We start from the raw sequence: 19,334 nt of genomic DNA, 5'->3' as shown, positions 1-19,334 counted from the left end.
CGATATCGACCAGGCATTCGAAAGTCGTCACCTCGACAACGGTCATAGCCAACAGCCTCCCACCTGCGCAGACATGCTGTCCGTAGGCGCGGTTCGCGTGTCCGCCGCCGCGAGGTGTCCTATCTTGCGGTCGGCCGCCGGTCGATGTAGTAGCCGAGCAGACCGACCAGCGCGTCCTGGCGGGTCTTCCACGGGCCGCGGCCGGTGAGGCGGGTGCCGTGGCGTTCGTGTGCTATCCATCGGCCCCGGCCACCGCCGAGGCGGACCTCCCGCGACAGGGTGCCCAGCGCGGTGCCGTCGTGGTCGGCGACCCGCCAATCACCGCTGTCGGGATCGCGGGTGAGAACGACCAGCTCATCGACCGGGCCGGGTGCGGTCTGCCAGCGCTCCACCCGCGCCGCCCACGCGCGCGTCGATTCCGGCTCGCCGCGGCGGGGACGCCCGACTGGTGCGGCAGGTGGATCGGGTTGTGCGCTAGCGTGTTCGGGCTCGGCCGGTGCTGCGGACGGGGTACGGGTGAGCAGCTGGTCGTAGCGCGCCAGATCGGGCACCGGGTCGCGCTGATCGACCGGCAGCGGGGTACGCACACCGGGCACGACCACCGTGTCGGTGCCGGCCCGGCCCGCGCCGTCGTACGGGGCTGCCTGGTCGTGGTCGCGCAGCAGCCGCCAGACGGTGGCCGGGGACGGGTGCTGCCCCTTCTTCTTGCCGGTGGTGATGACCAGGCGGGCGGCGATGTCACGAACGCTGTGATCCTGCTGGCGCAGGTGCAGCGCCATGGACACCATGGCCTCGTCGGCGACGGCGGCGCCGCCGATGGCTTTGCCGCGGGCGCGGGCGGACTCGTGGCCCTCGAGAGTGCGGTCGCGAATGTATTCGCGTTCCATGCCCGACAGCGCGGCCAGCACGGTGAACCACCCCGGACGGGTCGTGGGAGCCCTGCACTCGCCGGTGAGGAATTCCAGGCCGATACCGGCGGCCTTGAGCTGCTCGGCCAGCGCCGCGAGCTCGATACCCGGCCCAGGCGCTTGTGCTCGTGCACGACCAGGGTGACCGCGACACCGGAGGCGCGCAGCCCCCGGGCCAGCGCAACGGCGCGGTCCAGTTCCGGGCGAGTGACCGCACGGGTGGAGGCCTTCTCCGCGAACACCCGGCCCACACCGGCCGCCCGCAGGGAGTCGAGCTGGGTATCGAGAGACTGACGGACAGTAGACGCGCGGGCGTAACCGATCCACACATGCCCGGTCTGCTCCGCTCCGGCCGCAGCCGGGCGCGGCAGTTCGATCCACACCGCTGCGGGCTTGCGCAGCGCCGGAGTCGCGACGGTGAGCGCTTTGGCGAGCGAGGGCACCAGACGGAACCGGGCGGTGTGGTACTGGACGGCGACCTTGCCCTTGCCGGTCCGGCACGGTGATCCAGCAGGGGCGGCGCAGCTCGACATCGGGCAGTCGTGGGCCTCCACGAGGAGGAAGTCGCCATCGCTCACCCCGGAATTGTTTCATTAGTCCGTTTCACACGTCCAGCCGCATGAAACACCCTATGAAACAGTGAAAGCCCTGGACCGAGGCCGGACCGGAGCGCGTTTCACAGGCGATCGCCTATGAAACACACCCACCCGCGCGAACCGCCGTACATGCCCACCGGCTGAACGGACGGCCCCGGAACCACTGACCGGGGCCGCCCTCGACCGCTGCCCCGAAGGGGTACGGGACCGCGGCCTCGCCCCGATCATCCCAACCCACACCGACAGCGTCGCGTCGATCGCTACCGTTGTTCACGACGGCGGAAGACGATGATCGATCTCGTGTTCGTCCGCGTGATGGGTCGCCGCTATCGGGACGGGGCTGACATGCACTGGATTCGGATCGAGGGCACCGACGAGCACGTGTGGGCGCCGGATGAGGTCATCCGAGCATGGTGCCCACCACCGAGCCCCTGGGGGCTGTCGCGGCACCGCGGCCGTAACGAACGGATCTGGCGGCAATCGCACTACCGGACGCCGTGGCAGCTCGCGGTCTCGGAAGGGCTGTCCGAGACCAGAATCCGGCAGATCGTCAACGAGGCAGCAGACTTCTACAGTCATCCGCCCAGCGACTGAACAGCCTGCCGGACGGCTGTATTACACAGTGCCGCAATGGGTTCTGAGTCTTCGGTCGCGCAGCGACAGGACCCTCGGACGGGGCTCGGAACAAGAGATCTCCGTCCATCGATGTCGGTGGGGCCGGGCATGCTGGGGTGGCCGGTGCGCCGGTCCAGGGCGCGTCCGGGCATGTTCTCGACGACGAAAGAGGGGCCGCTGTGTCGCCCATCAGCAAGAAGCGGAAGAAGAAGAACTCCGCCGCAGGCCGCCGTGCGCGGTCCGGAGACTCGGTGCAGGCACCGATACCCGGTGCGCCGGTGACACCTTCGGCAGTGGGACTGCGCCGCACCAACTTCAGTTTCGACCCGCCGCCGGAAGCTACGGTGATCGAACGGCACGGCCGCGCATGGCAGGCCTACACGGCCGGCGAATGGGCCGGAACCTGCCTGGCGGCGGTCAGTTGCCTCATCCCCGCGCTGCGCGAGTTCGGCATCGACGCCGAACCTCTCGCCGTCCACGGCAGCGTCACCTGGCCCAACGGGGTTCGGGCGAATCTCGGTCGGCCCGAACCGGATTGGGCTGCCAACGGGTGCTGGACCGGTCACATGGTGCTGTGGATACCCGCGCTGGGTCGCCTGGCCGATCCCACCGTGTACCAGGCCAACCGGCCCGACGCGCCCACCACGATCACCCGCGGCCTGATGATCACGCTCCCCGACGGGCTGGCCACCTTCGACCACACCGCCGTCACCATCGGCAAAGACGGTGCGCTGGTGCACTACGACCTCGTCCGGGACTTCGACTGCGCGCCAGTGCTCTCCCGTGCCCGCAGGCCCGAACACGCGCACAAGACACCGGCAATCATCGACGACTTCACACGCCACGCCGAACAGTGCCTACGGTCCACCACCGACCGCGAACATCTCCAGAGCGCGACCTATCCACCACTGGTCGCCGCGCTGCGAGCCAAGAACCTCATCGACTGAGATCGCCTCGAACCACCCGGGGTGGCCTCGATTTCGCCCGTGCTACACCAGGATTCGCCCCGGCAGAGGTAGGGCCGACCAGTCCCACCGAGTGCCTATGGACGGCGCTCGTCGGCGGCGGGTTCGTCGGCGAGGCCGAGGGCGAACAGCGCGTCCGGGTGCGCGGTGAGGGTGATCGAGCCGAGCTGATCGAGCGGGGTGAGGGCGAGCGCGACGCGGCGCGCGATCAGATCGATGGCCTCGCCATGGGAGGCCTGGTTGCCGGTGAGCACGGCATGCAGGTCGCCCTCGGGAAACCCGGCCAGGACCTTCTCATACACCAGCCGCAGCAGCATCACCGCCGCGTGCGCGCTCAGCGGGCGGTGGGCGGCGCGCAGCTCGTCGAATGGGCGGCGCACGTCCTCGGGCAGCGCTTCGGTGCGGATCAGCAGGGTGAGCCGGTCGTCGGTCACCGCCACCCGTAACGCGGTCGGGGACAGCTGATCGGCGATCACCGCCAGCGCGGAGTCCAGGCGAGGCAGATCCCAGCCCAGCCGGTCGAGCACGTCGGCGATCCGCACCCCGCCCTGCAACGCGAGCAGAGCCAGCACCACGTGCGCATCCTGGGCCCCGCTCGCGGTGGCCGGTGCTGGCGGTTCGGGTCCGCGCGAGTCGAGGTCGACCAGTTCGTCCAGGCTCAGATCGAGCACCCGCGAGAGCCGCGCCAGCACGGTCAATGTCACCGTGCGCTGGTCGCGGTCGCTTTCCAGTCCCCGCAGCCAGACGCCGCTGGCGCCGCGTAGCGCGTCCTCCGACAAACCCAGCCGTGCGGCCTGGGCGCGGATCGCGTCGAAATTCAGGCGGGCCGGCTCCACCGGAATCCCGCGCCGGTCCGGGGTTCGCGTGGGTTCGCGACCAGGATTGTTCATCGCGACCCCTGGGTGGGGTCGCGGACGGTCCAGTCGCCGCGGTGGTGCAGGTTGGCCCCGACCCACCACGCCACCACCTGGGTGTGCCAGGACGAATCGGCGGACGAGGTCACCGGCAGCGAGATGCCGCAGGCCTCGGCGACCGGGTGCAGATGCCGCGACAACAACCCGACGCCACCGCCGAGCAACGCCCGATCGGTGGGCGTGCCGCGCAGCCGGGCGAACACCCGGGCCGCGTGCAACAGCGGCCGCGCCGGCGCGGGCACCGCCACGACGCAGGTCCGGCGCGGCAGCCGGTCCCGCGAGGGCGGCCGGGAACCGCCGGCGGGCACGGTGAGCACCGCCGCATCGGCGGACAAGGCGCTGATCGGGATCACGTTCAGCGTCGGGGAGGGGAACGCGGTGAACAAGGCGGTCGCCACGGCCGCGGCATGGACCGGGCTGGCCGTCCCGGCGAGGATCGCCGCCACCACCTCCCCGGTGACCGCGACGGTGCTCAACCCCGGGCCGGTGCCGATGAACAACGACGGCGGGGTCTCGAGCAGCAGCCCGTGCAACAGGCATCCGGCCTGCGCGCCGCGCACCAGGGTGAGCGTGTGCCGACGGCTGGGGCTCTCGATCACCAACTCCGCCAGAAACCGCTGCACCACAGCGTGGTCGCCGAACCGCGCGGGAAGCCGCACGTCCACGCGCGGCGCGGCCACGCACAGCAGCCCGGCCGCCAGAGTCCGCAGCTCGTGCGGGGTGTAGCGGCTGGCCAGCAGCGCCGCACCGTCGGCCATCTCCCTCGGGCTCAGCCCGACCGGGAACAGCGACCGCAGATGCTGCGGCAACTCCAACCCGGTCGGCGTCTCGCCGATCGGCACCGTCGCCATCCACCGGCACGCCGCGGCCATCCCACGCCGGTAGACCGCATCCACGCGCGCAAAATCGGCCGCCGACAGACTCCGGAAGCAGTCGGCGCGAAACGACGTCACATCCGCATCGGGCACCGGCGGCAACACCGCCTCGAACGCGATCGGCGCGCTCTCCGCGCGCACCGCCACACCGCTCAGCGCATCGCCGACGTCGGTGATGACCCGATGTGCCACCTGCGGCGGCAGGATCTCGCCCACCACGGTGGGAGCACAACCGTGGCAGACCAACACCAGCCGCACCCCGGTGTAGCGGCGCAAAACCAGCAGCCGTTCGATCGCTGAGGCGGCCAGCCGATGCGCGCGCAGCACGATCACCTGCTCGATCTCGAGCGCCACCACCCACGCCGTCGCCGCCTGCCAGGCTGTTTCGGCACCGGACACCCGCTGCTCGGACAACCGCCGCGGCGAACATCCCAACGCCACCAGCACCGCGTGCGCCACCCCGTCACTGCCCGCAGCACCCGGGGTCGGATGGACGGTGATCGCACCCGTCGCCGGGTCACCGGCATCGAGCAACGCCCGCGTCACCGCCGCATCGTCGGCGGCGTCGAACAACAGCGTCACCGGCGGCACCGGCCGGTCCACGCCCTCGGCGAGGCCGTCATCGCCCCACTCGCCGGGGCCGGTCACCGCGACCGTCCGCTGATCTTGGAGAACACGTACCCGAGCACGTCACGGTCGACCACCTCGCGGCCGGTCTTGGACAGAGTGGCCGCCGCGTGCGCGGTGATCTTGGCCCAGGACCGGAAATTGCCGTGTCCGGCATGGGAATCGGCGAACGCGATCACCTCCGGATCCGCGTGCTCCCAGATCGGATGGTAGGCGGGAATGACCCGCAAGACCTGCTCGACGGGCATGCGCCGGAACTCCTGCCACACATACACTCTCGAACTCAGCATCGGTTCGCGGCGCAGCACCTCATAGCAGTCCCCGCCGCCGACGAACACGATCGCGATATCGGTGCGCCGGTCATCCCACAGATGCCGCCAATACTCGAAACACTCCCGCGAAAGCCACTGCGCCTCATCACAGACCAGAATCCGGAACCGTTCGGCCAGAACATCTTTGAGCACCGAATCGAACTCGATCGGCTTCTTCGGCGGTGTCCCGCCGACCCCCAGCGCCTCGAACAGCGTGTACCGGATATCGCGCGGAGTCGGGCGCGCCCGGAACTGCACCCGGCACACCAACCCCGGCGCCAGCCGGCGCAGCGACGTGTTCACCGACAGCGTCTTGCCCAGACCGGCGTCACCGTGCACGCACATCATCGCCTTCGCCGCCATCACATCGGCGAGATTGTCGTGCACCATCATCAACGCATCCGTCGCGACCACCCGCGCCCCCACCAACCCCAGATAGTGATCGGCCCGCGCGTCCACCGGATCCGGAACCCATTCCGGCGTCATGGCTTCGACGTCTTCCGCGTCGCATCGGGTGCGTCCAGATCGACCGGGGACACCCAATCCGGCGGCGGCGCCGACAACGGCACCAGAAACGGCCGCGACATCTGCGCCAACTCGGCCTCGAAATACTCACCGATCTCGTGTTCGGCCTCGGCGACCGTCATCGCCTCCAACCGTGTGGCCGGCTCCGGAGAGGTCACCGCCGCATAGCGGGCACGCCGCGCCTTCTCCGCCGCCGCCAGATCCGACCGCAAACGCCGCGCCTTGCGGTCACGGGCCCGGCGCACCCGACCGATCATCTCCGGCGACGCCTGATCCGACAGCACGGCCGTCCCCAGATGCACACCGGATTTGGCGTCGAACACCTCGATCTCCTGGTCGTGATTGGGCATGTACCGCACCCGCACCGTGGTGCCGACCATGCCCACCATCCACTCGGCCACATAGTGGCGGCCACGGCCACGGGCTATGCCCTTCGTGGTGATCTTGCGGTGGGCGCGGTCGTCGGCGAGAGTGAACATCCACAGCATCTGCGGCTCCACCTCGTGCAGCGGAGTCGGATCCGCCAGCCACGACTGAAGCGGCGACAACCCGTCCAAACGGTCGACGTCATGATCGGTGCTGGTGTTCCACTCATCGATCCACCCCAGCAGGTCGGCGACGAACACCTCGAACGGCAACGCAGGGGCGTCGGGATCGATCACCGCGCCGCTGATACCGGTCTGAGCATGGGTATAGCGGGGCATTCCCGACACCAGCATGTCCTCGACCGCGCCGTTGATCGTCTCCACCGCCCCCTTCAAATGCGGGGTGTAGCCCGGCAGATCCACCACCCGCACCGCGAACGCACCCAACGCCTCCTGCACGGTGCCTGACAGAAAATCCTTGCCCTGGTCGATACGGACCAGCGTCGGCAACCCACCCGCCGGGCCGTACGGCGGCGTGCGCAGAATCGAAGCCCGCAACGCCGCCAGAATCGCCTCCCGATTCGGATACCTCGGCGTCACCGCCGCCCCCATGATCACGCAATGCTGCCGGTCCACGAACCACGTCACCCACGGCTTGACCAGACGATCACCCACATCGACCTCCACTGCGGCCTCGACATGATCGGCCTCCCACTCGGCATTGCGGTAGGTCGACGGCCGCTTCAAGAACACATCGAAGCGCCGACGCTCCCGCTCCCCGGCCCGCAACCCCGCCCGATCACCAGGGGACACATCCAGGCGGATCGCGCGATGCAACGTCGACAAACTCGGGGCCGGCGGGCCACCGTTACGCTCCTGCTCCCTCAGCTCCCGATGCAGCGCCGAGGCGTTACCGCGCCAATACGCCAACCGGATCCGCAACTGCTGATCGAGCCGGAAACGCTCCCGCTCGTGCACCATCGGCGTCGCCGCCCGGCGCGCGGCCACCCACCGCCACACCGTCCGCTCCGCCACACCCAGCGTCTGCGCCGTCAACCGCACATGCTCGCTGGTCAGATCCCCATACTGATCCAGCACCGCCAACCGATCCACCGCTGCCCGCCGCAGAGCACGACCCGCCGCGTCGACCACCTGAACGGCCCTCCGGAAACCTTGGCCCGCACCACAACCCGGTCAGGCACCACCGTCAGAACACTGCCCAGCATTCGACCACGTACCCGCAGGTAAGAAACCCGGAATCACTGACATTGCCATGACGAATTGCTACTGACATCCTGATGACGAGTCTCACGGATCCCGGACTGGGTCGGCGCCGCGCGCGCCATCCGGACCGCCGAAGGCGCCAACGATCTGCTCCAGTTCGCGGCGGGGCGCCACGACACAGCACAGGTGTGGCTGCCCGGAACCGCGGGAGCCTGGCCGGGCAGCGTCGCGCTGGCAGTCCGGGAACGCGGCGTGAGCGACGCGATCGCCCAGTCGGACTGGAAACGGCTCGATGTCAAGGGATTCGACGGCGCCGCCATCGCACGCTCCGAGGCGGCGGCGACACGGATCGCGGCCGCCTGCCTGGCCGCCGATCGCAGCCTGACCCTCGATCCCCGCGGGCGCGAACTGCTCACCGCGCTGCTCGGCGAACACACCTGCGCCGCGATCGACAAGCACGGCACGTGGTACCAGCGCAACAGGGACCTGACCCTCGCCGAGCTCGACGCTTTCCAGGACCAGCGCCACGCCCACCGCGAAGTGCTCGCCGAACACCTGCCCACCCTGGTCGCCGCCTTCGCTGTCAAGCCCCTGCCCGGTGCGGACATCTTCAAAGAGAACTACCTCAAGGAGGGCTGAGCGAATGCAGGACACGACACCCACTTCACCTATGGCCCGAGGCCGCACGACAGGACGCACCACCACCGACCCGGCGACAGCCGGCAGCGCCACGATCGGGTCGTCGGAAGGCGCACGCGGGCAAGGTCTTCGGGGATCCAGTGCGCGGTCGAGCGTGCGCACCCTCACCCGGCATGCCCGCGCGCGCGAAGCGCGGGCCGGGATGGTGGTGCCGGCGTTGTGTCGTGCGGTGGCCGAGGTGGTGGGTGTCGCGGCCTCGGGGATCGGTGGCGGGACCGATTTCGTGCGCCTCGGTGGGACCGGCACCGATTCGGCCGCGGTGCTCGCGGTCCTGCGCGCGTACGGGGCACCGCCGGATCTGCTGGTGACCCATCCCCGGATCGGGGATGCGGCGGCCGTCTTGGCTGCCCAGCCGGTCCCGACGGTCAGCGCCGACCCCGCTACCCGCGCACCGGGGGCACATCCGGTGTCGTTCCAGCAGCGAGCCCGCCTGGAACTGGCGGCGCGCACCGGCCCGGCGACGCACCGCCGCCACGCCCACGCGGTGGTGCTCACCGGCGCCGACCCCGCCCGGCTGCTGACCGCGTTGGCGCTCATCGGGCAGCGACATCCCGCGCTGCGCACCGGAATCCGGCACACCCCGGCGGGCTAGCAGCAACTGATCCACCCCCGGCCCGTGCTCGATGTCGACCCGACCCCGGTGACCGGGCCCGGTGACGCCCGCCGCCGCGCGCTCGACGCGCTCGCGGGTTCGCGCTTCGACCACACCGGCGGTGCGCCGCTGGCTCAGTGGACACTGGTCGGCGCCGGCCCGGTCCTGTTGCTGGTCCTGGTCGCCGACGAGCTGGTGTGCGACACCCGCTCGTGGCGCGCGCTGCTGCGTGAGCTGGCCCTGGCCTACCGCGCCCCCGACGAGATCGGGCCACCCCCGCCGAGCCCCGGCGACTACACCCGCTGGCAACGGCAGTTGACACCACCGCAGGTCTACCAGCAGCAGCTGGATTGGTGGACTTGAGGTTCCCCCGCTAATCCGGAGAGCGGATTATCTGGTTCCGGCTGGAACCTGTGAATCGTAACCGGCTTCGAACTCATCCGGTGATCGCCAGCCGAGCCTCTTCTGGATGCGCTGGGAGTTGTACCAGCCGTCGATGTAGGCAAACAAGGCGTTCTCGGCCTCATCTCGGGTACGCCAGCTCCGCCGATAGACCAGCTCGGTCTTGAGAGTGGAGAAGAAGTTCTCCATCAACGCGTTGTCATAGCTGTCACCGACCGACCCCATCGACTGCGCTATCCCGTTGTCCGCCAGCCTGTTTGCGAATCGGATGGCTGTGTAGGTCGAGCCGCGGTCGCTGTGATGTATCAGCTGTCCGTCGCGGATCTCCCGGCTCCAGACCGCGTATTCCATCGCACCGAGCACCAGCTCGGTATCGCAGCGATCGGAGGTTTTCCATCCGACGATCCGGTTGGAGAACGCGTCCCGCACCGCCGCCAGCCAGAACGCGCCCTGACCGCACGGGATGCGGGTGGCATCGGCGACCCACAACCGGTTCGGTGCGTCGGCGGTGAAGTCGCGTTCGACCAGATCCGGCGCAGGTCTGGCTCGCGGATCCTGCCGGGTCGAGCTGAGTCGCCATTTCTTGCGCAAGAACGCGCCCTGCAACCGCGAGGCCCGCATCAGCCGTTCCACCCGTTTGCGGCCGACGCGAATTCCTCTGCGCCGCAACATCGCATGCACTCTCGGTGATCCGTACGTGCCGCCGGAGCTGGTGTGAATGTCGACGATCTCGGCCAGCAGCTTCTCGTCCTCGACATGGCGATCCGAGGGCTGCGCGGCGCGTTTGCGCCACTCGTAGTAGGTCGAGGACGCGATGCCCAGGACCCGTAGTAGGAGCTCGACCGGGTGTTGGCTGTTCTGTTCGATGAACCGCATGATCACCGCCGGGTCGGGCCGAGCTCCGAGGCGAAATACGCACTCGCAGAACGCAATATCTCGTTGACCCGCTCCAACTCGGCGACCCGTTTCTTCAACGCGCGGTTCTCGGCGAGCATGTCGGTCGTCGGCCGATCCTCACGTTCGCCGGCGTCGGCCTCGGCTTGGCGGATCCAGTTCCGCAACGCCTCGTGATGCACCCCGAGTTGCTCGGCGAGCTTGCGGATCGTCGGCTTCGGGTCCGACTCCCGATACAGGCGAACCGCCCGCGCCTTCAACTCATCGGGGTACTTCTTCGGTGCTGCCACGAATGACTCCTTCCGGCCCCTATCGGACCACAGGCCAGGTCTCGAAGCCCGTCCGGCACCGCCGCCCGGACTCCACGACCGGGCCTAGTCAGAGCCCTCCGAGAAAGCGGGGGAACCTCACGCCCTGGGCTACAACACCCCAGCCGGATACGCTGCAACCTGCATCCACCGATAACCGGCTCTCACACGCGGTGGACCGACTACCGGGGTCCCGTCACAACCTGCATCCACCGATAACCGGCTCTCACACGCGGTGGACCGACTACCGGGGTCCCGTCAGCGGTTGTCACCGAATGCTGCGCGTGTGCGTAACGCTGTCCGATGGCCCACGCTGCGCGGTCTGCTACCGCAAACATCCCGAATCGTTCAAAGCTTGCCAGGGATGTGGCCACGTGGAGCGTCTGTACCGCTTCGGCAACTGTCAACGCTGCGTCTGTATCGCGCACTTACACACTTTGCTCGGCGACGACAGCGGAATCATCGATCGGCTCGAACCGGTGTTCACCGCGCTGGTCCGGTCCGATGCCGACAGCACTCTGAACTATCTGGAGTATCGGGGCGGCTACCAGCTCCTCAAACAGCTACGCGAAGACGGCCGCCCGATAACCCACGAACTCCTCGACGAGTTCCGCGCTCAGCGAGCGTTACGGCCACTGCGTGATGCGCTGGTGTGCGCAGGCTTGCTCGAACCGCGCGACGAAATCCTGTGTGCCCTCACCGAGAAGCTCGATGAAACCCTCGCCACGATCGCTGACTCCGACGAGCAACGCCTCCTACGGAGCTACACCAACTGGCGCCTGCTGCGCAGACTCCGCGCACAATCGGGCACTCGTCCACTGACGCAGGCGCAAGCGGTCTACGCACGCAGCAAGCTCAACCGCGCAATAGGGCTGCTCGAAGTCGCTCACCAACTCGGTGGTCGACTCGAAGACCTCACCCAGCACGACATCGACGAATGGCAAGCACGCGATCGGTCGGCCAACCTCGCCCGCGACTTCGTGTCCTGGGCGACCGAACGACACCACTGCCGCCGCGGTCTTGTCGTAGCGGCCCATCCGCGACCCCAGCCCCCGAGCGGAATCTCCGACGATCACCGGTGGCATCTGGTGCGATCGTTGCTGCACGACACCACCATCGATCGATGCGACCGATTCGCCGGACTCCTCTTGCTGCTGTTCGCCCAGCCCGCCGGGCGCGTGGTCAGGCTGCGCACCGATGCCATCAGCCAGCGCATCGATGGCCGCCACGTATGCCTGGCTCTGGGTAGCGAACCGATCGAGCTGCCACCACCACTGGACGAATTGGCCTTGGACCTGGTCGTCAACCGCTACCGCGGCAGGGCCGCACTGGCCCGCGTCACTGATCACGACTGGTTGTTCCCCGGTCTGCGCGCGGGCACACCAATGAGCAGCCACCACCTGAACGGCCGCCTCAAACGCCTGGGAATCTCCGCCCAAACCGCCCGAAATACGGCGCTGATGGACCTCGCGAGTCACTTGCCTGCCGCAGTGCTATCTGCACTCCTGGGCCTCGATGTCGTAACCGCCCAGGGCTGGATAGCAGAAGTCGGTCAACGGCGTTCGTACGCGGCTGCCCTGGCTCAACGCACCACGAATCATCCGACAACGACGCCGTTCACGAGTGAAGGTTCGCACCGATAGCGTGTGCTGCCTGCGTGATGGCCGCGTCCGCAGCGAGCGTGCCACGCATGACGTCGAGCATCATGAAGGCGTTCGTGACACCGGAGTAGCGGGTCGCCAATGCTGGTACGCCAGCCCGGCGCAGTGCGCTGGCGTAGGCCTCGCCTTCGTCGCGCAGGCAGTCGGCTTCGGCGGTGATCACCAGTGCTGGCGGGAGAGCGGCGAGTTCATCCAGGCCGGCCTGCAGTGGCGCCGCGGTGGGTTCCAGGCGCGCGGCCTCGTCCGGGCAGTACTGATTCCAGAAGTCGCGGTAGCCCTCGGCTCGCAGAGCGTAGCCGGTAGCGAAGACCTGGTAGCTCTCGGTGTCGAACCCGGCGGCGGTCGCCGGGTACAGCAACGTTTGGTGCAGGAATTCCACGCCGCCGCGGCGGCTGGCGAGCAGGGTGAGCGCGGCTGCGATCGTGCCGCCCATCTGATCACCGGCCACACCCATCCGGGTCGGGTCGAGGTCGAGGCCGGGGCCCTCCTTTGTCAGCCAGGTTGCCACCGTCCAGCACTGTTCCAGGGCTGTGGGGTATCGGGCTTCCGGGGAGAGGGTGTATTCGGGGAAGGCGACAGCGACGCGGGCGCCGTGGGCGAGTTCGCGCACGAGGCGGTCATGGGTGGCGGCGTTGCCCATGACCCAGCCCGCGCCATGGATGAACAGCAGGACCGGCAGTGTCCCGGTGATGTTGCGGGGCCGCACGATCCGTACCGGCACGGCCGGATGCGCGTCGGGACGGTCGTCGACGAGGTACCACTGGTCGTCGGCGTCCGGGCGTGGGGTAGGACGGGCCTGGAGTTCGTCGAGCATTTTGCGTTTGGCCTCGGGTGGCACCGTGTAGAGGTATGGGATCACCTCGCTGGCCTCGGTGAATGCCTGCGCCTCGGGTTCGAGCGCCAGTCCGTGGGGGTTCGCTCCGGTGTTCATCGCCGCCTTCGTGCTCGGGCCAGTTGTTGCCACTCCCGCGGTGGCATGCCGTACGCATTGTGGAATGCGCGGCTGAAGTGGGCGGGACTGGCGAAGCCCCACGTGTAGCACAGGTCGGTGATGGTGACCTCGCGCCGGTCGTGGGCGGCGAGCACCGCGCGGCACCGTTCGAGGCGGGCATGCAGGATCCAGCGTGAGACGGTGGTGTCTTCTGCGGCGAAGATCTTGTGCAGGTAGCGCACCGAGATCCGATGTGCGGCGGCGATCGTCACCGGTGACAGGGTCGCGTCGTCGAGGTGGGCGTTGATGAAGGTCTTGACCCGTAACACCAAAGTGCGCCGGGCTGCGTCCTCGAGCGGCATTTCATGGAGGGTTTCCCCGATGAGAGTCGCGAGGATGTCGGTGACGTTGTGGGCGAGCTTGAGGCGGGTCTTGTGATGCAGCGGCTGGGTGTCATCGGCGAGACGGTTCAGGTACGGGATCAGGAACGCACTCAACGCGTGACTTTGCCGCATCGCGGTGCCGGTCAGATGCGAAATATCTACCCCGTCCAAGCCCAGTGCCTGTTTCGGGATCTGAAAGGTGCGGGTCGCGAAGTGCATGGGTGTTTCGATGCTGTAGGGCCGAGTGGTGTCCAGCAACGCGAAGTCGCCGGCGGTGAGAAACACCTCGCGCCCGTTCTGCATGATCCGCTGCTGACCGAGGTCGAGAAACCCGAAGATCAATGACTCCTTCGTATCCTCGGCGATGTGTCGCCAGGTTCGGTCGACCTCGAACGGCACCCCTAAGGAGTCCACGGCCATGAACAAGTCGTCGAACTTGTCGTAGCGGGGTTGGGTGGTTCGGGGTGCGTCGGTGGTCAGGCGCAGCAGGCAGTCGACCAGCTCGGTGCCGAACGGATCGGCGATGTCCATGACAAGTTCCTTCCGCCTGCGGAGACATCTCGACTGTATGCCCGCTCCACCACGCACGCAGTGGTCGCGGAACCAGCCCGTGCGCTCTCGGTCAAGTTTGTTGCGGCGGGTTCGCTCTCGGTCAAGTTCTGGCCTTTGTGCGGCTCTACCGTTGCCCTCGTCGCCTTTCGCCTGCGCTGATTCGAGGAATCATGACCGACATCGTCTTCCTGCATGGTCTGTGGATATCCAAGCTCGCTTGGGGTCCGTGGATCTCCTACTTCGCCGACCGCGGCTACCGAGCCAGCGCACCAGCCTGGCCCGGAGAAGCCGACACCATCGAAGCCACCCGCGCCAACCCCGAGGCCCAGGCCGGCTTCGGGATCGACGAGCTGACCGAGCACTTCACCGAACTGCTGCGCGGCTACGACAGCCCGCCGGTGGTCATCGGGCATTCCTTCGGAGGCTTGCTGGCCGAGAAACTTCTCGGCCGTGATTGCATCGCCGGTGCGATCGCAATCGACCCCGCGCCGATCAAGGGTGTCAAACCACTGCCGTTCGCTCAGCTGAAGTCGGCGTTTCCGGTCCTGGGCAACCCCGCGAACAAGAACAAGGCCAAGGCCCTTACCGCGAAACAGTTCCGCTACGGCTTCGGCAACGCGCTCACACCGGAGGAATCCGACGCGTTGTGGGAACGATGGAGCATCCCTTCACCGGGCAAGCCCCTGTTCGAGGCAGGTTTCGCCAACTTCGCCCCGCATTCGCCAGCCAAGGTCGACACCGACAACGCTGAGCGCGGTCCGCTGCTGATCGTGTCCGGCACCGCCGACCACACCGTGCCCGACGTGTCCACGCGGGCGACGTTCAAGCTGTATGAGCACTCCGGTGCCGACACCGAGTTCTACCAGTTCGACGGCCGTGGCCATTCGCTGACCATCGACTCCGGGTGGACCGATGTTGCTGACCTGGCGTTGAAGTGGCTCGACGCCAAGGGATTCGGTCCCCGGTGAAGGCGGCACTGGGATTCATCGGCGCCGGCGCTATCGGGCACTCGGTCGCCCAAGTCTTCGCCGCGACCGGTGTCTGCGACATCGTCATCAGCAACAGTCGCGGTCCCGACAGCCTGTCCGGGCTCGGCTACGGGATGCGCGCCGGCACGCCGGAGCAGGCCGCCGAACAAGACGTCGTGTTCTGCGCGGTCCCGTGGAGCCGGGTCCCCGCCGCACTCGGTGCGGTGCCGGATTGGTCGGGACGCACGCTCGTCGACTGCACCAACCCGATCGAGGCACCTCGATTCGTCAAAGCCGACCTCGGCGGGCGCACCTCGAGCGAAGTCGTCGCCGACCTCGCGCCCGGTGCGCAGCTGGTCAAAGCGTTCAACCACCTCGCCCCACCAACGTATGCGGCCGGGCCGCCACTGGACGGCGGCCGCCGGGTGCTGTTCGTCTCCGGCGATCACGACGACGCAAAGAAGAAGGTCCTCGCACTGATCGACTTGATCGGGTTCGTGGGGGTCGACCTGGGCGCGCTGACCACCGGTGGCGCGCTGCACGAATTCCCCGGCGGGCCGCTGCCGTCGCGCAACTTCATCGAAATCGACTGAACCCACACTCCTTTCACGAGGACTCCGCATGTCATTCATCACGGTCGGCACCGAGAACACCACCAACATCGACCTCTACTACGAAGACCACGGCGACGGCGACCCGGTCGTGCTCATCCACGGCTTCCCCCTCGACGGCCGCTCGTGGGAAAAGCAGCAGACCGCCCTGCTCGAAGCAGGTCACCGGGTCATCACCTACGACCGCCGCGGGTTCGGAGAGTCCAGCCAGCCCACCACCGGCTACGACTACGACGTTTTCGCCGATGACCTCGCCACGATCATCGACACCCTCCACCTCGAGAATGTGAGCCTGGTCGGGTTCTCGATGGGGCACCGGCGAGATCGCCCGCTACATCAGCCGCTACGGCAGCGGGCGCCTGCGCAAGGTCGCGTTCATCGCCTCTCTGGAACCCTGGCTGATCGCCAGCGAAGACAACCCCACCGGCGTGGCGCCGTATGAGTTCTTCGCCGAGATCTCCGAGAAGGTCAAGCGCGACCGCTACGCCTACTTCACCGAGTTCTTCGCCACCTTCTACAACCTCGACACCAACCTCGGAACCCGTATCTCCGAGGAAGCGGTACGCAACTCCTGGAACACCGCCGCCCGCTCCGGCGCCTACGCCTCGGCAGCCGCGCCACTGACCTGGCCGACCAACTTCCGCCACGACATCCCCAACATCGATGTCCCCACACTCATCATCCACGGCACCGCCGACAACATCTTGCCGATCGACGCGACCGGACGAGCCTTCCACGCCGCCCTGCCCACCGCCGAGTACGTCGAAATCGACGGCGCCCCACACGGGTTGCTGTGGACCCACGCCGAGGAAGTCAACAAGCCTCTGCTGGCCTTCCTCGCCTGACCGCCCCGCTCGAACAACCACAGGAGAATCCTGATGAGGAAGACTCATATACCTCGGGCGGGCGCCGTCGCGATCGTCCTGACCGCGGCTGCGGTCCTGGCTCCGGCCACCACCGCGGCCGCCGAACCCGACCCCACGATCGTGCTGGTGCACGGCGCATTCGCCGACACCACCAGCTGGGACCGCGTCGCCGCCGCATTGCGCGCCGACGGCCACCGGGTCGTGGTGCCCGACAATCCGCTGCGCGGACCCGGCAACGACGCCGCCGCGATCGAGCAGACCCTGGCAACGATCGACGGTCCGATCGTGCTCGTCGGCCACTCCTACGGCGGTGCCGTCATCACCAACGTCGCCGACCCCGACGTGACCGCGCTGGTCTACGTCGCGGCGTTCGCCCCGGCCCAGGGCGAACCGGCCCAGCTGGCACTGGATCCGATCCGGTTCCCCGGCAGCCGCCTGCTTCCGCCGGTGCTGATGGTCGCGCCGGTCGACGACCCAGATGGGATCGCCGGCAAGAACCTCGACGGCTACGTCGACCCCGGTTCCTTCCACGAGGTCTTCGCCCAGGATGTCGATGCCGCGACCGCGGCCACGATGAACGCCCACCAACGCTCGCTCGCGTTGTCGGCGAACCTGGAACCGTCCGGACCGACATCCTGGTCGACGGTGCCGAGCTGGTATCTGGTGTCCGGCCACGACCGTGTCATCCCGCCTGCCTCACAGCGGCACATGGCCCAGCGCATCGGCGCGCACGTGAGTGAGGTTCCCGCCTCCCACGCCTCGCTGGTGTCACGTCCCGACGCGGTCGTCTCCGTCATCGAACAGGCCGCATCTCGCTGAAACACCCTGACAGCAGCCACGGTTTCGGGCGCCTCCTTCGCGGCACCCGAGACCGTGGTTGCGCGCCATCTCAGACGGCGAATCCGCCATCGACATCCCAGCTGATGCCGGTGACGAACCGTGCCTCCGGCCGCGCGAGGTAGGCGACCGCACTGGCGATGTCGGCGGGCTGGGCGTAGTGCCCGAGAGCCATCATCGACTTCATCGCGTCGGCGAAATCGCCTGTCGCCGGGTTCATGTCGGTGGCGGTCGGGCCCGGCTGGACCGTGTTCACGGTGATCCCGCGCGGCCCGAGCTCGCGCGCCAATCCCCGTGTGAGGCCCGCGACGGCGGCCTTGGTCAACGAGTACACCCCGATCCCGGGCACCGGTACGCGGTCGGCGTTGATGCTGCCGATCGTGATGATCCGACCACCCGACCCCAGATGTGGCGCTGCGGCTTTGATCGCGGTGAACACGCCCCGAACATTCACCGCCAACATCCGGTCGAACTCCTCGAGCGGGAACTCCTCGAGCGGCGCCACATGGGCAACGCCGGCGTTGTTCACCAGGATGTCGAGTCCACCCCACTCGGCGACGGTGGCCGCCACCGCCTCCTGCACAGCTACGGCGTCGCCGCTGTCTGCGCGGATCGCCAGCGCCGAGCCACCGCGAGCCACAATCCGCTCGGCCAACGCGGCCGCATCGTCTTTGGACGCGGAATAGGTGAACGCCACTTTTGCCCCATCCCGGGCCAACCGGTCCACGATCGCCGCGCCGATACCACGCGATCCGCCCGTCACCAGCGCCGTCCTACCCACCAACGGGAAAGCCATCTGCACGCCCACTATCCGCTCCTTCACCGGCCCATAAATACGAACCGATCGGTTACTATTGGTTGTGGACGGGACAACCAACGCTCGGCCGGAGATATTCCAAAACCATGTGGGGAGGGCGATGTGGCACCCGGCAGACCACGCTCGTTCGGCGTCGACGACGCACTCGAAGTCGCGATGCGCCTATTCTGGCGCCACGGCTACGAAGGAACCTCACTAGCCGAGCTGACCGAAGCGATGAACATCAACCGACGCAGCCTGTACGCCGCGTTCGGCAACAAGGAAGACCTGTTCCGACGCGCGGTCGACCGCTACCTCACAGGACCGGGCGCCTTCACCGCCCGCGCGCTCGACGCGCCCACCGCCCGCGGCGTCGCCGAAGCCCTGTTGTACGGCGCTGCCGAGAAATACACCGAACCCGATTCCCCGCACGGATGCCTGCTCGTGCAATCCGCGCTGGCATGCGGCCCGGCCGACGAATCGGTGCGCGATGAGCTCACCGACCGACGCAACACCGGAATCGCCGCACTGCGCGCACGATTGGCACGCGCCCGCGACGACGGCGACCTTCGCCCCGATGCCGACCCCGATGCGCTGGCGCGCTACCTCACCGCGATCGCGCAAGGTATCTCGGTGCAGGCTGCCAGCGGCGCCACGCGCGCCGACCTGAACATCGTCGCCGACCAGGCACTGCGCAACTGGCCCAGCGACTGACCCGCACCTCCGTGAGCATCCGATTCGATCGCCTGTAAGAGCCCGAAGTGGCGGGTGCACAACAGCTCTACAACAGCCTTCGTACCGCGTTCCTCGACCTGAGTGGCGACATCTACTGGCAGTCCGCCGACGACGACAACCGGGTCACCACCACCCACACGACGTGCTACGGCACCCACAACGGCGAATCCCCCA

20 protein-coding genes and 2 pseudogenes are annotated in these 19,334 nt (G+C 68.0%); 11 read left to right on the top strand and 11 right to left on the bottom strand.

Going from position 1 to position 19,334, the window contains the following annotated elements; translation table 11 throughout:
- Nucleotides 1-119: 119 nt before the first annotated feature.
- On the bottom strand, nt 120-998 hold the full coding sequence (locus tag DFR74_RS38090) for a recombinase family protein (protein WP_369123294.1): 879 nt from the start codon (nt 996-998) through the stop codon (nt 120-122).
- Between the two features lie 29 nt (nt 999-1,027).
- Nucleotides 1,028-1,462 (bottom strand): annotated as a pseudogene (locus DFR74_RS38085) (zinc finger domain-containing protein); the annotation flags it as partial.
- Between the two features lie 330 nt (nt 1,463-1,792).
- Here DFR74_RS38085 and DFR74_RS28450 point away from each other — a divergent pair.
- Entirely contained in the window at nt 1,793-2,098 is a 306-nt protein-coding gene (locus DFR74_RS28450) for a hypothetical protein (RefSeq protein ID WP_007633986.1), read from the top strand.
- Nucleotides 2,099-2,397: 299 nt separating this feature from the next.
- The gene (locus tag DFR74_RS28445) at nt 2,398-3,066 is read left to right on the top strand and encodes a hypothetical protein (protein WP_147265962.1); all 669 of its coding nucleotides are present in this window, start codon (nt 2,398-2,400) and stop codon (nt 3,064-3,066) included.
- 95 nt (nt 3,067-3,161) lie between these two features.
- Here DFR74_RS28445 and DFR74_RS28440 read toward each other — a convergent pair whose 3' ends face one another.
- The 4 genes from DFR74_RS28440 to DFR74_RS28425 are packed head-to-tail and all read right to left on the bottom strand — an operon-like array spanning nt 3,162 to nt 7,814.
- Entirely contained in the window at nt 3,162-3,974 is an 813-nt protein-coding gene (locus tag DFR74_RS28440; protein WP_067509311.1) for a hypothetical protein, read from the bottom strand.
- Nucleotides 3,971-5,521, bottom strand: coding sequence for a hypothetical protein (locus DFR74_RS28435; RefSeq protein ID WP_113975333.1), 1,551 nt, complete (start codon nt 5,519-5,521; stop codon nt 3,971-3,973). The genes DFR74_RS28440 and DFR74_RS28435 overlap by 4 nt, the downstream gene beginning before the upstream one ends.
- Nucleotides 5,518-6,297, bottom strand: coding sequence for an AAA family ATPase (locus DFR74_RS28430; protein WP_007626260.1), 780 nt, complete (start codon nt 6,295-6,297; stop codon nt 5,518-5,520). Before DFR74_RS28430 ends, DFR74_RS28435 begins: the two co-directional genes overlap by 4 nt.
- Entirely contained in the window at nt 6,294-7,814 is a 1,521-nt protein-coding gene (locus DFR74_RS28425) for a Mu transposase C-terminal domain-containing protein (protein ID WP_407675005.1), read from the bottom strand. The genes DFR74_RS28430 and DFR74_RS28425 overlap by 4 nt, the downstream gene beginning before the upstream one ends.
- A gap of 363 nt (nt 7,815-8,177) precedes the next feature.
- Between DFR74_RS28425 and DFR74_RS28420 the strand changes: the two genes are divergently transcribed.
- The 3 genes from DFR74_RS28420 (at nt 8,178) to DFR74_RS28410 (ending at nt 9,579) form a co-directional block, all read left to right on the top strand.
- Nucleotides 8,178-8,564: a hypothetical protein gene (locus DFR74_RS28420; RefSeq protein ID WP_147265961.1), complete on the top strand. Its 387-nt coding sequence runs from the start codon at nt 8,178-8,180 to the stop codon at nt 8,562-8,564.
- 154 nt (nt 8,565-8,718) lie between these two features.
- On the top strand, nt 8,719-9,216 hold the full coding sequence (locus tag DFR74_RS28415; protein ID WP_067509317.1) for a hypothetical protein: 498 nt from the start codon (nt 8,719-8,721) through the stop codon (nt 9,214-9,216).
- Between the two features lie 24 nt (nt 9,217-9,240).
- On the top strand, nt 9,241-9,579 hold the full coding sequence (locus tag DFR74_RS28410) for a condensation domain-containing protein (RefSeq protein ID WP_067509319.1): 339 nt from the start codon (nt 9,241-9,243) through the stop codon (nt 9,577-9,579).
- Between the two features lie 27 nt (nt 9,580-9,606).
- Here DFR74_RS28410 and DFR74_RS28405 read toward each other — a convergent pair whose 3' ends face one another.
- On the bottom strand, nt 9,607-10,551 hold the full coding sequence (locus DFR74_RS28405; RefSeq protein ID WP_113975332.1) for an IS3 family transposase: 945 nt from the start codon (nt 10,549-10,551) through the stop codon (nt 9,607-9,609).
- Nucleotides 10,497-10,802, bottom strand: coding sequence for a transposase (locus DFR74_RS28400; RefSeq protein ID WP_039818378.1), 306 nt, complete (start codon nt 10,800-10,802; stop codon nt 10,497-10,499). Before DFR74_RS28400 ends, DFR74_RS28405 begins: the two co-directional genes overlap by 55 nt.
- 392 nt (nt 10,803-11,194) lie before the next feature.
- Here DFR74_RS28400 and DFR74_RS28395 point away from each other — a divergent pair, with 392 nt between their 5' ends.
- Nucleotides 11,195-12,463 carry a hypothetical protein gene (locus DFR74_RS28395; RefSeq protein WP_067509321.1) on the top strand — a complete coding sequence of 423 codons (1,269 nt, stop codon included), beginning with the start codon at nt 11,195-11,197 and terminating at the stop codon, nt 12,461-12,463.
- On the opposite strand, the gene DFR74_RS28390 is transcribed toward DFR74_RS28395, so the two are convergent.
- Both DFR74_RS28390 and DFR74_RS28385 read right to left on the bottom strand, forming a co-directional pair.
- Nucleotides 12,438-13,412 (bottom strand): alpha/beta hydrolase, encoded by a 975-nt coding sequence (locus DFR74_RS28390; RefSeq protein WP_067509323.1) that lies wholly within the window; start codon nt 13,410-13,412, stop codon nt 12,438-12,440. The two genes, DFR74_RS28395 and DFR74_RS28390, sit on opposite strands and share 26 nt — an antisense overlap.
- Nucleotides 13,409-14,326: a helix-turn-helix domain-containing protein gene (locus DFR74_RS28385; RefSeq protein WP_067509325.1), complete on the bottom strand. Its 918-nt coding sequence runs from the start codon at nt 14,324-14,326 to the stop codon at nt 13,409-13,411. Before DFR74_RS28385 ends, DFR74_RS28390 begins: the two co-directional genes overlap by 4 nt.
- Before the next feature lie 191 nt (nt 14,327-14,517).
- Here DFR74_RS28385 and DFR74_RS28380 point away from each other — a divergent pair, with 191 nt between their 5' ends.
- From DFR74_RS28380 to DFR74_RS28365, 4 genes and pseudogenes are all read left to right on the top strand, one after another.
- Entirely contained in the window at nt 14,518-15,315 is a 798-nt protein-coding gene (locus DFR74_RS28380; protein ID WP_067509327.1) for an alpha/beta hydrolase, read from the top strand.
- Nucleotides 15,312-15,908: an NADPH-dependent F420 reductase gene (locus DFR74_RS28375; RefSeq protein ID WP_067509329.1), complete on the top strand. Its 597-nt coding sequence runs from the start codon at nt 15,312-15,314 to the stop codon at nt 15,906-15,908. Before DFR74_RS28380 ends, DFR74_RS28375 begins: the two co-directional genes overlap by 4 nt.
- A 28-nt stretch (nt 15,909-15,936) precedes the next feature.
- Nucleotides 15,937-16,771 (top strand): annotated as a pseudogene (locus tag DFR74_RS28370) (alpha/beta fold hydrolase).
- A 33-nt stretch (nt 16,772-16,804) separates the two neighbouring features.
- Nucleotides 16,805-17,611 (top strand): alpha/beta fold hydrolase, encoded by an 807-nt coding sequence (locus tag DFR74_RS28365; RefSeq protein ID WP_067509331.1) that lies wholly within the window; start codon nt 16,805-16,807, stop codon nt 17,609-17,611.
- Nucleotides 17,612-17,681: 70 nt separating this feature from the next.
- Here the strand turns inward: DFR74_RS28365 and DFR74_RS28360 are convergent, their stop codons facing one another.
- Nucleotides 17,682-18,425, bottom strand: coding sequence for a 3-oxoacyl-ACP reductase family protein (locus tag DFR74_RS28360; RefSeq protein ID WP_067509392.1), 744 nt, complete (start codon nt 18,423-18,425; stop codon nt 17,682-17,684).
- 123 nt (nt 18,426-18,548) lie between these two features.
- Between DFR74_RS28360 and DFR74_RS28355 the strand changes: the two genes are divergently transcribed.
- A complete protein-coding gene (locus DFR74_RS28355; RefSeq protein ID WP_067509333.1) occupies nt 18,549-19,139 on the top strand; it encodes a TetR/AcrR family transcriptional regulator in 591 nt (196 codons plus the stop codon).
- Nucleotides 19,140-19,334: the final 195 nt, after the last annotated feature.

Origin of the sequence: Nocardia puris (genome assembly GCF_003315035.1) — a bacterium.
Lineage (GTDB): Bacteria > Actinomycetota > Actinomycetes > Mycobacteriales > Mycobacteriaceae > Nocardia > Nocardia puris.
The sequence above is the reverse complement of the archived record's forward strand: the minus strand, read 5'-3'. Positions and strand labels throughout refer to the sequence as shown.